The sequence below is a fragment of the Paenibacillus sp. 2TAF8 genome, assembly GCF_052114825.1.
Classification (GTDB): domain Bacteria; phylum Bacillota; class Bacilli; order Paenibacillales; family Paenibacillaceae; genus Paenibacillus.
In genome coordinates this window covers 18,827-34,339 of the sequence record NZ_JBFRFN010000004.1, presented here as the reverse complement: position 1 = coordinate 34,339, position 15,513 = coordinate 18,827, and the positions used below count along the sequence as shown (strand labels likewise).

At 46.0% G+C, this 15,513-nt stretch carries 13 protein-coding genes; 12 read left to right on the top strand and 1 reads right to left on the bottom strand.

The window, feature by feature from the left end; all coding sequences use genetic code 11:
- Window positions 1–235 precede the first annotated feature (235 nt).
- From AB4Z30_RS07450 to AB4Z30_RS07415, 8 genes are all read left to right on the top strand, one after another.
- On the top strand, window positions 236–2,002 hold the full coding sequence (locus tag AB4Z30_RS07450; protein WP_441924847.1) for a cache domain-containing sensor histidine kinase: 1,767 nt from the start codon (window positions 236–238) through the stop codon (window positions 2,000–2,002).
- Window positions 1,992–2,780, top strand: coding sequence for a response regulator (locus AB4Z30_RS07445; RefSeq protein ID WP_441924845.1), 789 nt, complete (start codon window positions 1,992–1,994; stop codon window positions 2,778–2,780). The genes AB4Z30_RS07450 and AB4Z30_RS07445 overlap by 11 nt, the downstream gene beginning before the upstream one ends.
- A 166-nt stretch (window positions 2,781–2,946) precedes the next feature.
- Window positions 2,947–4,284 (top strand): extracellular solute-binding protein, encoded by a 1,338-nt coding sequence (locus AB4Z30_RS07440; RefSeq protein WP_441924843.1) that lies wholly within the window; start codon window positions 2,947–2,949, stop codon window positions 4,282–4,284.
- Window positions 4,285–4,346: 62 nt separating this feature from the next.
- A complete protein-coding gene (locus AB4Z30_RS07435; protein ID WP_441924841.1) occupies window positions 4,347–5,228 on the top strand; it encodes a carbohydrate ABC transporter permease in 882 nt (293 codons plus the stop codon).
- A gap of 94 nt (window positions 5,229–5,322) precedes the next feature.
- Window positions 5,323–6,147: a carbohydrate ABC transporter permease gene (locus AB4Z30_RS07430; RefSeq protein ID WP_441925348.1), complete on the top strand. Its 825-nt coding sequence runs from the start codon at window positions 5,323–5,325 to the stop codon at window positions 6,145–6,147.
- A 275-nt stretch (window positions 6,148–6,422) separates the two neighbouring features.
- On the top strand, window positions 6,423–7,832 hold the full coding sequence (locus AB4Z30_RS07425) for an MATE family efflux transporter (RefSeq protein WP_441924839.1): 1,410 nt from the start codon (window positions 6,423–6,425) through the stop codon (window positions 7,830–7,832).
- 212 nt (window positions 7,833–8,044) lie between these two features.
- Window positions 8,045–8,962 carry a helix-turn-helix transcriptional regulator gene (locus AB4Z30_RS07420; protein WP_441925346.1) on the top strand — a complete coding sequence of 306 codons (918 nt, stop codon included), beginning with the start codon at window positions 8,045–8,047 and terminating at the stop codon, window positions 8,960–8,962.
- A gap of 206 nt (window positions 8,963–9,168) precedes the next feature.
- The gene (locus tag AB4Z30_RS07415; protein ID WP_441924837.1) at window positions 9,169–9,909 is read left to right on the top strand and encodes a hypothetical protein; all 741 of its coding nucleotides are present in this window, start codon (window positions 9,169–9,171) and stop codon (window positions 9,907–9,909) included.
- A 24-nt stretch (window positions 9,910–9,933) separates the two neighbouring features.
- Here the strand turns inward: AB4Z30_RS07415 and AB4Z30_RS07410 are convergent, their stop codons facing one another.
- Window positions 9,934–10,416 (bottom strand): cell wall hydrolase, encoded by a 483-nt coding sequence (locus tag AB4Z30_RS07410; RefSeq protein WP_441924835.1) that lies wholly within the window; start codon window positions 10,414–10,416, stop codon window positions 9,934–9,936.
- Window positions 10,417–10,725: 309 nt separating this feature from the next.
- Between AB4Z30_RS07410 and AB4Z30_RS07405 the strand changes: the two genes are divergently transcribed.
- The 4 genes from AB4Z30_RS07405 (at window position 10,726) to trhO (ending at window position 15,497) form a co-directional block, all read left to right on the top strand.
- Entirely contained in the window at window positions 10,726–11,439 is a 714-nt protein-coding gene (locus tag AB4Z30_RS07405; protein ID WP_441924833.1) for a response regulator transcription factor, read from the top strand.
- Window positions 11,436–12,911, top strand: a complete 1,476-nt coding sequence (locus tag AB4Z30_RS07400; protein WP_441924831.1) for an ATP-binding protein — start codon at window positions 11,436–11,438, stop codon at window positions 12,909–12,911. Before AB4Z30_RS07405 ends, AB4Z30_RS07400 begins: the two co-directional genes overlap by 4 nt.
- Window positions 12,912–13,246: 335 nt before the next feature.
- The gene (locus AB4Z30_RS07395) at window positions 13,247–14,356 is read left to right on the top strand and encodes a TolB family protein (protein ID WP_441924829.1); all 1,110 of its coding nucleotides are present in this window, start codon (window positions 13,247–13,249) and stop codon (window positions 14,354–14,356) included.
- Window positions 14,357–14,609: 253 nt separating this feature from the next.
- On the top strand, window positions 14,610–15,497 hold the full coding sequence (gene trhO, locus AB4Z30_RS07390) for an oxygen-dependent tRNA uridine(34) hydroxylase TrhO (protein ID WP_441925344.1): 888 nt from the start codon (window positions 14,610–14,612) through the stop codon (window positions 15,495–15,497).
- The last annotated feature ends 16 nt before the right edge of the window (window positions 15,498–15,513 follow it).

Sequence of the window (15,513 nt, the reverse complement as noted above, 5' to 3'; positions counted from 1 at the left end):
CAAACAAAACTATGTTATTTTGAATGGGTTAATTTAATCGATAAACAAAGTGGAACCGATCAAAGGAAAAGCAACATAAGAGAGATTGATTTTTTTACTCTTTTGCAAGCGCTTCAATATTACCTTAATAGAATAACGTAGATGAATCCGGCATCGAGTGTATTCCCGTTATGCAACATACGGGCGTGAGATGGTGGTTTCTTTTACATGCAGAAAGAGGAGGGACGTTTGCACATTGCAGCGGAAAACAAGGCATTTTAACTCGCTTCGTAATCAGATCTTTGTTGGTTTTGTAATGGTTATGCTCATCGTTCTATTGCTTGCAGGCATCACAGCCTATGATCGTGTGGCGGCTTTGCTGAAAAACAATGCCGAGAAGCATATCCACCAGACCGCTGTACAGGCCAGTGGCAGATTGGATGCTTTGATCGCTCAGGTGAATTCGTTGACTGCTCAGGTTGCAGATGATACTTATGTGCAGCGTTTGCTGAGTGAGGAGAAGCGGGGGCAGAAGGCCACCTTTAATCAGCGACAGGCACTGCTGCAGATCGCAGGCAGTTACCAATCCTTTATCAATGGTGCGCAAAGCATGGAAATCTACACGACCGATTATAGCCGTATCTTCCCAATGGATGATCGCTCCTTAAGTCACAGGCTGGAACGGAGCTGGATTGTTAAGGCAGATGAAGGTAAAGGACGTTTGGTGTGGGCTGGCTCTGATCCCGATGATCCAAGCATTCTTCTGGCTGTTCGGCGAATCAGCTTACTGGATCGTTCCTTTGAGCATGGGGGATACGTAGTCGTGCGTATGCAGCGCAGTTTTTTTCAACTCAATGACTCGGACGGGACAGACGGCTCGCAGGATTCGATCATGCTGCTGGACGGAGATGGTGAAGTGGTGACTTCCAATCTGGAGGTGAATCTCGATCCTCAAGCGGTGATGAACAGTGAATCGGTTGTTCAGAACGGCAAGGAATCTTATATCGTGGTGAAGCAGCGATCCGAGTTAACGGGCTGGACACTGGCTGTGTTGACACCACTGCGAGAAACGACTGAGGGCGTATCGATTTTGAGAACAGCTTTGCTCGTATCCGGCATCATCGGCGTTGTCCTTTTTTTGATCATGTCCTTCTTCCTCTCTACGATGATTACTCGTCCTTTAATTCGGCTGATGCGAGCGATGCGCGGGGCACAGCCAGGAGCGATGAGACCTAACCTCATGGTCAGCTCTACCTTGGAGATCAATGAGCTGAACGAGGTGTATAACCAGATGGTCTACAGGCAGAATGAATTGACACAGGTAGTACATGAGAAGGAAATTATGCAGTCCCGTGCTGAGATGAAGGCTTTGCAATCCCAGATTAATCCTCATTTTCTGTTCAATACATTAGAAGCGTTCTATTGGTCATTGGAGGAAAAAGGAGAGGAAGAGATGGCACGTATGGTTATCGCGATGTCTAGGTTATTTCGCTACATTATCTCCAGCCCCCATCAGGATGAATGGGTTACGATTGCGGATGAACTTGAACATGTAGGGCGATATCTGAACATTATGCAGATGCGGCTTGGCGACAGAATGCAGTGGGAGATCAGGATGAGCGAGGAGTTGCGCAGCACTCCGATGCCTAAGCTGTTGATTCAGCCGCTTGTGGAAAATGCCGTGCTCTATGGTATTGAGAGTACTTTAAAATCTGGAATGGTAAAGATCAGCGTATATCCTTCATCCATAACAGGTCTCGTGTGTGTGGAGGTACGCGATAATGGGCCGGGCATAAACGAGGAACGTCTTCAGGACATTAAACAGGCGCTAAACGGTGGTGAACCCGTAGCTCCCGGAAGAGGAGCAGGTGTGGGGTTGATTAACGTACATCAACGTCTCCGGCTATACTTTGGCGGCAAGCTTGGTGACCGTGCCAAACTTTCGATCGAGAGCGAAGCTGGGGCAGGAACAGTGATTCAATTCGAAATTCCGAGGGGAACGGAGGCTGAACATGATTCATGAGAGAACGATTCTGATTGTAGACGATGAGCCGCGTACAAGAGAAGGGATTCGCAAGACACTGGAAGCATGGTCTGCCGGAAAGAACCGAATTCAGACGGCTGCGAGTGGTGTGGAGGCCAGGGAATGGCTTGCGAGCCAGCCTGCAGATCTCCTGATTACCGATGTGCGTATGCCAGAGTTCTCCGGCCTATCCCTGGTGGAAGCCATTCAGCATTTTCCCAGTAAACCAGCGGTTCTGATTATGTCAGGATATGCGGATTTTAATTATGCTCAGCAGGCCATTAAGCTGGGCGTGGTCGATTATTTGCTCAAGCCAATTGATAAAGAGCAGCTGCTTCAGACCGTAAAGAAGGCTCTTCAACTTCATGAGCAGCAACGGCGTATTCAAACGATGCAGGAGATGGTTGATCCGAAGCTGGTTGATATCCGCGAACGGAGAGAGCAGCAGGAGGATACACCCATTGGAGAAGCTTTGGCTTACATCGAGGCACATCTGGGTGAGCCGATGACGATGCGTGAGCTTGCGGATGCCCTGCACCTGAACTCCAGTTATTTTAGCGTCTTGTTCAAAGAGCAGGTCGGACTTAACTTCAGTGAGTATCTCATGCGCAAACGGGTACAGCGGGCGAAGGAATTGCTGGTGCAGACGAACCTGCCCATTTCGGAAATTGCCGAGAGAGTTGGTTACCAGACAGATAAATATTTTATTAAGGTATTCAAAAGTCTGGAGGACATCAGTCCAAGCAAGTATCGTCATGCTGTAAATGAAAAGAGTTAACATATCCGTTTAAGAAAAATTCTCTCGACCAATAAAACAGGTAATAAACACTCAAAATAGTGGAGTTTTTCCAAATCATTCTACCCTTATTGGCTAGAGGTGCCCATGCTACAATTTTGTTAAAGCGGTTACATTAACCGGAATTCCACTATTGGGGGTTGGAAATATGAATAAAAAGACACTGGCTATGATTCTGTCATGGACGCTGATTCTGGCTGTCATTTTGACGGGATGCAACAATGCAGGTTCTGGTTCAGGCAAGGAATCCGGTAGTAATGCAAGCGGCGGTGACAGTGGAGGAGATGGCAAAGTAACTTTGAAATTCATGCATCTCTGGCCTGCAGGCAGCTCGGCACAACAGAACAAGCTGGTCAACGATATTATCCAGCAGTATCAGACCGATAACCCAAATGTGACGATCAAGCAGGAAGTGCTGGAGAACGAACAATACAAAAACAAACTGAAAATTCTGTCTGCTTCCAATGAACTTCCCGATGTGGGCGTAACCTGGGCTGCGGGATTCCTGGAGCCTTATGTGAAGGGTAATCTGTTTGCACCACTCGATGATTTGCTGAAAGGGGACCTGGGCGAGAAGTTTATCGCCGGAACGACTGAGGCTTATGCGGTAGACAGTAAAACGTATGCATTGCCGATCGAGCTGAATATCTCGCCTATTTATTACAACAAAGCGATTTTTGAAAAATATAATTTGCAGACGCCAGCCACTTATGATGAATTCCTGAATGTGGTGAAGACGCTGACCGATAACGGTGAAGTGCCGATTGCCCTGGGCAACAAGGACCGCTGGACGGGTTCACTCTGGTACATGTACTTGGCGAATCGTGTAGGCGGGGATGCCTTGGAGAAAGCCATTAACGGTTCTGGCAAGTTTGATGATCCGGCACTGACACAGGCTGCGGCTGAAGTGCAGAAGCTGGTAGATATGAATGCATTCAACAAAGGTTTTAACGGTTTGTCCAACGATGAGGGCAAATCTGAATTTATGAATGAAAAAGCTGCAATGTATCTTATGGGAACGTGGGAACTGCCAAACTTTACAACGAACCCGGATATTCCACAGGAATTCAAGGATAAGGTTGGATTTTTCAAATTCCCGACGATTGATGGTGGCAAAGGTGATATTAACAGCTGGGTAGGCGGACCAGGCGTAGGATTGTTTGCGGCTCAGAATTCAAAAGTGAAGGACGAAGCGCAGAAATTCATTCAATACTTTGTTGAAAAATGGGGCGAAAGCTCTGTGACCGAAGCCGGAGTCATTCCAGCAACCAAAGTCGATACCGCTGCAGTTCAGCTACCACAACTCTACATCGATCTGCTGAACGAGTTGAACCAGGCGAGTAGTCTGACCCTCTTTGCAGATGTGCAGATGAAACCTGCTGCCGCTCAGGCACATCTCGATATGATTCAGGCGTTGTTTGGCAAAGCAGTTACACCGGAAGACTTTGTGAAGAATCATCAGGCTGCGATTGACAAGGGCAACTGATGTACACCTCACCGACACGTACACCATTTGAATGTTTGAACGCTTGAAGGGAGGATTACGTCTTGGACAAAGTCATGTCAAACCGTCTGGTGGCTGCGCTGTACGTGCTTCCTGCGCTGCTTCTGCTGCTGGTTCTGGTCTACATCCCGATTGTGCTCACCGGATATTACGGTTTGATGCAATGGGACGGGATCGGGGCAATGACGTTTATTGGTTTGGATAACTACACCAGATTGCTTCAGGACAGTACGTTCTGGCAGAGTGCCAATCATACCTTTTTGTTAGCCTTGTTCTCTGCACTGAGTCTCATCGGTTATTTGATGATTGCACTTGTGCTGTCAGGCAAGATTAAGGGCGCGAATTTTTTTCGCAAAATATATCTGATTCCGATGCTGTTATCTTCGGTTGCGATCGCCCAGTTATGGCTGAAAATCTACCACCCTAGCAACGGTGTGTTAAACAGCTTTCTGGAAGCCATCGGATTTAGCAATCCGCCAGCCTGGCTGGCGGAACCATCATTGGTACTGTATGCATTGTTCGTGCCGATTCTTTGGCAGTATGCAGGTTTCTATATTTTGATCTATTACGCGGCACTCAAAAACATTCCGGAATCACTAATCGAGGCTGCGCGTATTGATGGTGCAAACCCGTGGCAGATTGCTTTTCGGATCAAGTTGCCACTCATTACCGAAGTGATCAAAGTGACCGTCGTACTCGCCGTGGTCGGCTCACTCAAATATTTTGATCTGATCTATGTCATGACCGACGGCGGTCCGAATGGCTCCAGTGAAGTCATGGCCTCCTACATGTATCGTCAGGCGTTTCGCAGTTTTGACTTTGGATACGGCAGTGCTGTAGGGTTCTTCCTGCTTCTGATCTGTCTGGTCGTGACCTGGCTACTTCGTAAGGCAACGGCATCCAAAGACACAATTCAATATTCCTGACGCATACGCACAATGAAAGGAGGTCTTTCCGTTGAAGATGGAACCGGCTGTTCGRTTGCCCGTGGGCCCGGAGACAGGTCATAGTCCTGCATGGATGAGAAGAATTGGATACGTCCTGTTATATGTGCTTCTCTCTCTCGTGGCTTTGCTTCAAATCTTGCCCTTAATCTGGTTGCTGTTATTTTCACTCAAAAATAATCAGGAAGTATTCGACATGGCTCCTTTTGCACTACCGGCTACGCCGCGTTGGGAGAACTATGTCAAAGTGTGGACAGAGGGCAATATCAGCTTATACTTTTTCAATAGTGTATGGATTACGGTCGTTTCAGTGGTCTTCACGGTGCTGTTTGCAAGTCTCGTAACCTTTGCAATCACACGCATGCGCTGGAAGGGACGTTCACTGGTACTCGGACTGTTTATGGTAGGTCTGATGATCCCGGTGCATTCTACGCTGATTCCGCTGTTCAGCCTCTTTTTAAAGTTAAATCTCACCGATCATCCGTTATCGGTCATTCTCTCTTACATTGCATTTAATATGCCGATTACGATTATGATTCTGCTCGGGTTCTATTACGCACTTCCGAGAGAGGTCGAGGAGGCGGCGGTGATGGATGGCTGCTCGGTGAATCGCATCTTCTTCCGTATCGTGTTGCCGATGACAGCTTCCGTTATTGCAACAACAGCGATCATTAATATGATCTATGACTGGAATGAATTTATTTTTGTGAATACCTTCATTAGTTCGGATGCATACAAAACGCTGACCGTTGGGGTACAGAACTTTATCGGGCAGTATACCACCGATTGGGGTGCCATTGGTGCAACGTTGATGATCAGCATCTTGCCGATTCTGATTGCGTTCCTGGTGCTGAGTGAAAGAATTGTCGAAGGGATCGCTGCAGGTTCGGTAAAAGGATGATCGTCTGCCAGTGCTTCCGCTGATTTTAAATGTAACAGCATTTCAAGCCCTTCCATTAACCGCATGGTATGCGTGGTGGAAGGGTTTTGTATGTCTTGGAGTCGTCTCAAAGCGCCATGCAAAAGGGGCGGCCAGACAGGTTTTATGAAAACAACAAAATACCTATTTCTGGAATTTCAAAAAACTTTCAATTATTTTCGCAAAACTACTGCATTTTCAAACCACCTGTGCTAACATACCCTATGAATTAAAGCAAACGTTGGAAAGGTGAGAAAATGACAGCAATATCCTCGACCAAAGAGTCTCTCCGTTCAGATGCCCAGGATCTGAAGCTGATTCGGTTAACCTGGCCTATATTCCTGGAACTCTTTTTGTTTATGTTGATGGGGAGTGTGGATACGCTCATGCTTAGCTCGGTATCGGATAACGCCGTCTCCGGGGTGGGTGCAGCCAACCAGATTATCTCCATTGCGATTCTTGTACTCGAAGTCATTGGACATGGTGCTGCGATTGTTGTAGCCCAATATATCGGGTCGAAAAAGCTGACTGAAGCAGCTCAGGTTACCGGTAATGCCATCACGCTTAATCTAGCGGTTGGATTGATCCTGAGTGTGATCTTCCTGGTGTTTGGTGGACATCTGCTGTCACTTTTAAATATACAAGGTGAAATTTACGATTATGCTCGTTCCTATATAAGTATTGTCGGGGGCGGAATTTTCTTGCAGGCCCTCATTAATGCACTGGCGGCTACGATTCGTACACATGGTTATACCAAGGAAACGATGTATGTGTCCGTGTTTATGAACGTCATCCACGTTATTGGTAACTATGCTCTGATCTTTGGACATTTCGGCTTGCCGAAACTGGGCGTGGAAGGGGCAGCAATTTCGACAGTAGGTAGCCGTTTCGTCTGCTTGCTGATCTTCTTCTGGCTCTTGTATCGTGTAAGTGAGGTTCGTGTCGATTTTGAATATTACATTAAATTGTCCAAACAGTTTATTGGCAAAATTCTGCGGATCGGCATTCCGTCTGCGATGGAATCCATGGTCTATCACTCCTGCCAGCTCGTATTCACGCTGTACGTGACATATCTGGGTGCAGAAGCAATGGCAACTAAACAATATGCAGGTAATATTTCGAGCTATATTTATCTGTTCAGTATGGCGATTGGTATGGGAACGTCGATTATTGTCGGCCGACTTGTAGGAGCGCGCCGTAAGGATGATGCGTACAAACGTGTATTTGACAGTGTGAAATGGGCACTACTGGCGACCGTTGTTATTGATGTGATTATTATCATTTTCCGTGTGCCGCTGATGGGTATTTTTACGGAAAATCCGGAAATTATCAAGATGGGCGCACAAGTTCTCCTGCTCAGTCTCATACTTGAAACCGGACGTACCTGCAATATCGTCATTATTGGTTCCTTGCGTGCGGCAGGGGATGCGAAGTTCCCGGTATACATGGGTCTAATCTCCATGGTATGCATGAGTCTTCCTCTTGGCTATCTGCTGGTGTTCCAGTTGAATATGGGGCTGGCAGGCGTGTGGCTTGCTATTGCGGCAGACGAATGGACACGTGCAGTCATCATGTACTTCCGCTGGAAGAGCCGTGCTTGGGAGAAACATGAGCTGGTGGAGCATGATGAGGAAGAGGCTGGTGCACAGCCGGTTCCGGCAGTCTAGGACAGTTGTTGGTAATGTAATGATTAAAATGAAAAACAGATAAGGCTACTGCACTGGATTTCTAAAAGGGCTTTGGTTCTCATGAAGCCACTTTAATAACAGTACATGCTAAGAGTCAGTCAAGGACAGAGTTGTTCTTGGTCTGGCTCTTCCTTTTTTATTTTCGCAAAAATGATCAAAACGGCTCCTGTACTAAAACGTATAGTAAAGATATGGAAGGGGGACATCCTCAATTGAGCAGATATCAGGAGATGGTTCAAAACAGCTTGATCTACATCGAAAACCATCTGCATGAAGAGATTGGACTGGAAGAGGTAGCTTCCGAGGCATTGTTATCACCTTATCATTATCACCGGATCTTCCGGAATGAGGTGGGTATGACAGTCGTTGATTACATTCGGCATCGGCGGATGAGTCTTGCATCTATCGCATTGCGCTCCACAGATGCGGGAATATTGGACATTTCTCTTATCTGCGGATTTGAAAGTCAGGAAGCATTTACTCGTGCTTTTCGCAAAATGTATGGCATGCCGCCTGGGCGATATCGCAAATTATTTGATCTGAAACTATTCAGTGGAAAAACCAGAGGAGGAGAAATCAAGATGAATTCTACAACGTCAATTAAAGGTTGGTTGTTAACGGGGAGTCACCCTCAAAACTATGAGATGGGCATTGATCCTGCAGAGGTACATCAAGGGAAAGCCTCAGGGTACTTGAAGGCCGTTACGCCCATGGAACTGAACGAGTTTGCTACGATGATGCAGCAGTTCCGGGCAGATAAATATGTGGGTAAACGAATGAAGCTGTCGGGTTTTGTCAAAACCGATCGTGTGGAATCCTTCTGCGGACTATGGATGCGCGTGGATAATAAAGTGCACGATGTGCTGCAGTTTGATAATATGCATGATCGGCCAATCACCGGCACGCAGCCATGGAATCAGTACAGCATCGTGCTGGATGTACCGGCAGAGAGTGCATTGATATCGTTTGGAGTGATACTAAACGGCAAAGGCAAGGTTTGGGTGGATAGCTTCCGCTTCGAAGAGGTGGATTTGAACACACCTTTGACACATCTGGAGACAGAATATGAGATGGCGGACGAGCCTTTAAATTTATCGTTTGAGGAATAGTGGAGAGTAGTTAAAGGATTTCATCATATGATGAGATCCTTTTTTGCGATGTGAATCAGGTGTTAGTCCATGATTAAAAATAAGAGTAATAGAGCCTATCTGGAATGAATTGGTTACTTTTTTTTAAAAGATAAGATACATTTGTTAAACTTATTGGATGAAAGAACCCATTATACTATAAAAAAATGGATATGGAGGATATTGGGTTGAAAAAAATGATTATTGTTACAATGGTAGGTGCTGTGTTGTTATCTGCTTGTGAAGCTAATGATAGGTCGACTAGTCCAACCAAAGTAAATGGGGAATCGTCCCAAGGGAATGTGGCAACGTTAGCTCCTAGTTCACTTTTATCTGAATCTTCAGATAAAAAAGTTTCTATTTATGGTGTTAAGGAGGAAGGCGATTTGTTTTCCTCACTTGAAATAGTCATCAACGGAGATAAGAGAACATTTGATTGGAGTAATGTAACAAATCCTTCATTTTATCCCCAAATATCTGTTATTGATCTAAATGAAGATGGAGAAGAAGAAATTGTTATTGTTCTGACTAAAGGTACAGGGACGGGAATACATGATTCAGAGGTACATGTCCTAAAAACGGACTTTACAGAAATCCCCGTTTCAAATCCGACAAACTTCGTTCAGGAGAAAATTCAAGTTGAGCTAGAAAAAAATAAAGAAAAAGAAGTTCGGGAGTACACTGTTGTGGCTGATGGACAGAAACATATATTCAAGTTTAATGAAAGCGACGCAAATCAGTGGTACGAAAAACCAACGTTTCAAAATATATTGCGATACGGAATTAAGGATCAGGAGCTTATTGCAGAGATACCCATCCAGATCTCGGAAGGAAACTATTTAGGAGATGCAATTGTCAAATATGCATTTGTTGATGGAAAGTTAGAACCATCTGTATTAGAAATATCAGAAGAAGGAAGCTCTTTGTGAGCTTCCTTCTTCTTTGTCCAACTATTAGTACCCTTCTACTCTGTAGAATGTATGGTCACCCAATACTTTCTTTTCAATAATTTTTTTGTTGCCAGCCCCAAAGTTCCAATACTCTGTTGTGCCAGACTTGATTACTTTAGAGGCAAAGTAAGTATTGGTAACAAACCATAAGCATTTTCCGATAGGGTTGGCAAGACGTGAAGAGGCGAGTGCTTGTTCCACTGAATCACTCCAAGCTGTACTGGAGGTATTTGGTTGACGAGCATTAATGGTAGTCATACCTTCAAAAGCATTTGTTTTGAGGATTACACCTTTATATGTGTTTCCGCCAAATTCAGTCATATTTTTGTCAACTCGGTTACTTACGACCCAAGCTACACCTGCTTTACCTGTCTTGGATTGTGTAGATGCTTCAGCATAAATTAGTCGTGCCAACAAGTCTGTCGTATCAAGATTGTCGAATTCAGTAAGACCAGGTAAATTCGGAAGAGGATCTCCCATTGCCATAATAAATCTCTCCTTACTATTTGTTTGTTCAAGAACTTCTTTCCGGATAAGAGCGTCCTTGTACAATAGTAAAGAGAGATTAATATCTGAAAAAACAACCCTAGTTTTTAAATCTGCTGGTCTCATTCGTTTACTTTATTATGGGCAGGCTCTTTTTACTGTCTTTGGGGTATAAAAGTAGAAGAACAGCATCTCTGCTGAGAGGAATCGAGATTCTGCTGGAAATGACCAAAGTTCCATAGCGCAATGATCGCGATCTTGTTAACATAAACCCATAACTCAAGACACAGATAAAGAGGATGATATCCGATGAATAAAAAAGTACTTGTGGTTGATGATGAATCAAGTATTGTAAGTGCCATTGCATATGCGCTGCGGCGTGAAGGATATGAAGTGGAGACGGCAAATGATGGCGAAGAAGCTTTGGAAAAGGTGGCTTTGTTCCATCCTCAGGTGATGATCCTGGATGTGATGATGCCCAAGCTGGATGGATATGGCGTCTGCCGCCGGCTGGAGGATCGGGAGGATATCGGCATTATTTTGCTCACTGTCAAGAACGAGCTAGTCGATAAGATTGTTGGTCTTGAAATGGGCGCGGACGATTATATGACCAAACCGTTCGAAATCCGTGAATTGCTCGCCCGCGTGAAGGCACTGATGCGTCGGGTAGAGAAGAGCAGTACCCCGCCGCAGGATGATTCCAAGAGTCAGGCGATTGTCAATGGAACACTGCGTATTCATGTTGCTCACCGTACCGTGATGGTGGGTGACGAGAAGCTGGATTTAACTCCGAAGGAGTTCGACCTGTTAACCATCCTGATGTCTAATCCGGAACGGGTGTACACACGGGATGATTTGCTGGATCGAGTGTGGGGCATGGAGTACGCGGGAGGGACACGGACGGTAGATATTCATATCCAGCGTTTGCGCAAAAAAATCGGGGATACCGATCAGCAAATGTTGCAAACGGTATACGGTATTGGATACAAGGCAACTGCTCCTGAAGCAGGCGGAACGGTATGAGAGTCAGCATCAAGCTAAAATTCAGCGTGTTTCTGGCCGCTTTGCTTATCCTCACCGTGGTTGTGCTTAGCTCCCTCGTGCTCCGAGGTATTGAGCTTAATCAGCAATCACAGGTGGAGCGTACTCTCGCGCAACAGACGCGTCTAATTAATCTGAATGTGCGCCAGGCGTATTATACGGAGGCCATTCGTCAGGAGCCGGAACAGTTCCTGCAGCAAAATGGACGCAGATTGGCGCAAGCTCTCTCTGACTCAACAGGTCTGCCCATTGCACTATATGACATGAGTGGCAAACAAGTGGGGGCCTCTTTTGCCCCAGACGAGAGTGAGCTTGTTCAGGAGACATTGAATTACGCATTGAAAAATAAAATTGCTTATCACGAGCAGGGGGAGACATTGCTTTATGCCGCCCCGCTGGACGGCCCGGAGGGACAGATCGGAGCGATCTGGATTCAATACTCCGTGCAGAGCTATCAGGACTTCTATGCTCGGATTCAACAATTGTTCCTATGGGCAGGCATCACGGTAGTTGCGCTTAGTTTCATTCTAGGTTATCTGTTCTACAACCGTTTTGCTGTAGCGATTACCCGGTTGAAGAAATCAGCGGCCTCCATTCAAGAAGGGAACTATATTACCGAATCCCCGGTCAAGCGTAAGGATGAATTGGGTGAGCTGGGACAAGGGATTTATTATATGAGCACGTCTATTCAACAAAATATTGCAGCCATGCATGCCGAGCAGCAGAAACTGCAACTGGCGATTGAGAAGCTACAAGCATTGGAGCAGCAACAGAAACAATATATCGGCAACATCAGTCATGAGTTCAAGACACCACTGACGTCGATCAAAGCATATGTGGAGCTCTTGAACATGTACAAGGATGATCCACAACTGCTGGACGATGCGACAAATAATATCGGGAAAGAAACCGAACGATTATATGAAATGGTGGAGAAGGTGTTGCACCTGTCTGCGCTTGAAAAATATGATTTCGAGAATCAGGCAGAGGATGTGGAAATCAGGGCATTGCTTGCGGACGCTTGCGGGCGAATGCGAGGTAAGGTTGAAAAGTTTGCACTGAACATGGAGCTCGATCTGGAGCCTGCCGTCATTCACAGTGACCGTGAGAGTCTGATGCATATTTTCATCAACCTGCTGGACAATGCGATCAAGTATAACGTACCGGGAGGTATCATTCGAGTGGAGAATGAGCGGCGTGTAGAGAAACATGAGGCGGTCATTCGCATCTATAACTCGGGTACGCCAATTCCGGAAGAGGCACGGGAGAAGATTTTTGAGCCTTTTTACACCGTTAATAAGGATCGAGCTCGCAAAACAGGCGGAACCGGACTTGGTCTATCCCTCGTAAAGCAGTTTGTTGAGAGGCAGGGCGGGACCATTACATTACTGCCGGGCGATCCAGAGCATCAAGAAGGAGTGATATTTCAACTCGTATTCCCACTGGTAAATTGAGATCAATATATTTTCTACTACTCATTCACATAAGAAACGGAGAGGACAGAAAAAACCTGAAAAAGCGGAGCTAAAAGCTTTCTGAAAGAAAGCTAACATCGGAAGCATAAGCTTCGCCTTTATCACCGGATTTTCCCCTTGAGAAAAGGGATCAGAAAAATCTGGGGATAAGAGTGATTGGAAGGTTATTCTGTCATCGGAGTATTCATGTGAATAATTTTTAGTTCAATTTATATAGATACAAGTTTACAAGTTGGAAACAAGTCTGAATAACTTTGGAAGTATGCGAGCTTTATGATGAGTGTATAGCATAAGTAACCGAGGGGGATCACAACATGATGAAATGGATGAAATTCACGTTTGGAGCACTGGGGGCAGCTGCGTTAATGACCACAGTTGCCTGTGGAAGCACCACAGAGCCGTCTGGCAATACACAAGGTGCAAAAACAGGCACAGACATTACGGTCAAAGATAACATGAACACGTCCGTTTACCAGAATTTCAAACTTGAGAAAATAGATAAACTGCCTAATATGCGTGGAATCGCTTGGTTGAGCGAGAGCTCGATCGTGACAGATAAAGAAAACACGTCCATGAAACCCGTTAGTGTAGAGGGAGAGGAACGGTATCCGCATAACCTGTACATGTATGATCTGACGAAAGGCACAGATACACCGCTCAAAGAGAGCGAGGTTAGCCTGGGAGCACCGCAGGTATCGCCGGATGGACAGCATCTGTTCTACTGGCAGACAGAGGAAGCGACAGGCTGGCCTTTCATTCTGAACCTGAAGAGCGGAGAAGCGGTTGCTGCGGGTAAAGAAGATGGATTTGTTCAGGAAGGTGCCTGGCTGGATAATGAACATGTCGTTTTTTCCAATATGAAAGGAGATCTGATCTCGGCTGCACTGGACGGCACCACTAAAGTATTGGTAGAGACAGGTAACTTTAATGTGCGCAGTATCAAGGTGTCGGGCAACATGATCTATTACATTACCGGAGAAGACGGTCAACTGAACACCTATGATGTGAAAACGGGCGAAGTCAAACAGGTGCTCAAGAGCGTGGAATGGGTCATCCCTTCGAACGACGGAACAAGGCTTGCGATTGTAAAAAGAACAGCAGATACTAAACGGGCGCTGGTGCTCACCGATCTGGAAGGCAATGAGAAGGCCACACTCGCCAGAGGCACGCAGATTTTTGGCACAAGCTGGTCGGGTGACGACTCCAAGATTGCGTACACGATTAATTCCGATAAGGATAACGAAAAAGGATTGTTTGTTTCCAACACGGAATCGGCAGAGCAATTCCAGATCTCCGCAGAGATGGACAATGTAGCTGATTCGTTAGCTTGGAGCCCGCAGGGGAACAAAATTTTGCTATCTCAATCGGTGATGGAAAATGAGAAGTACCACTTTGTGACCTCGATCATTACGATTTCGGAATAGTTGCCCAATCAAAGGATAGTGGCAGCATGGAAGGAGCGTTCCATATCTTTCATGCCTTACTATACATTTATATTGACTAAGTCCTTCCGCTTCCGATAAACTAGTATGCAGGAATATAAAGTCGAATGGTAGACAGCAGTTCGAGACGATGTTTCGGGCGGCTGTTTCTTTTCTTTTTTTGCAAGTCAGGCGCAATGTAGGTGGCTCGCCGGAGGAACCGGCCAACAACATGGATGAGGAACAGGTGATATACATGTGTAACAGCGCGTATCGCGTGCTTTTATATTATAAGTTCGTGAAGATTGAAGACCCCGAGACGTTTACGCAGGAGCATCTGCAATACTGTAAAGACCTAGGGGTGAAAGGCCGTATTCTCATTGCTTCCGAAGGCATCAACGGTACGGTATCTGGAACGCCGGAGCAGACGGAGCAATATATGAAGGACATGCATGCCAACCCGCTGTTCAAGGATATGGTGTTTAAGATTGATGATGTGGAAGAGCATGCGTTCAAAAAAATCTTTGTGCGTCACAAAGCAGAGCTGGTGACATTCCGTGTAGAGGATGAATTGGATCCGAATGAGATCAGTGGTAAACGTCTCTCACCGAAGGAATTCCACGAGCATTTGCAACGGGATGACGTTATCGTCATTGATGGACGTAATGATTATGAGTATGAGATCGGCCATTTCCGCGGGGCTATCCGCCCGGACGTCGAATCGTTCCGTGAATTCCCGGAGTGGATTCGAGAGAATCTTGGTGATGTGAAAGACAAGACGATCATTACGTACTGCACGGGCGGTATCCGCTGTGAGAAGCTGACCGGGTTTATGATCAAGGAAGGTTTCCAGGATGTTGCCCAACTGGAAGGCGGAATTGTGACCTACGGTAAAGATCCTGAGGTGCAAGGGCGTCTGTTTGATGGCAAATGTTACGTATTTGACGAGCGGATTTCCGTACCCATCAACCGTACCGATGAGGATATTGTCATCGCTAGCTGTTATCACTGTGGTACGACACATGACCGATATATTAATTGTCCGACCTGCAACCTGCAGCATGTCTGCTGTGAGGATTGCGAAGAGACGCATAACCGCTTTTGCTCGGATGCTTGCCGGGAGGCAGCGCCCGTTAAGGCATAAGCAGGAGAGCAGGTGC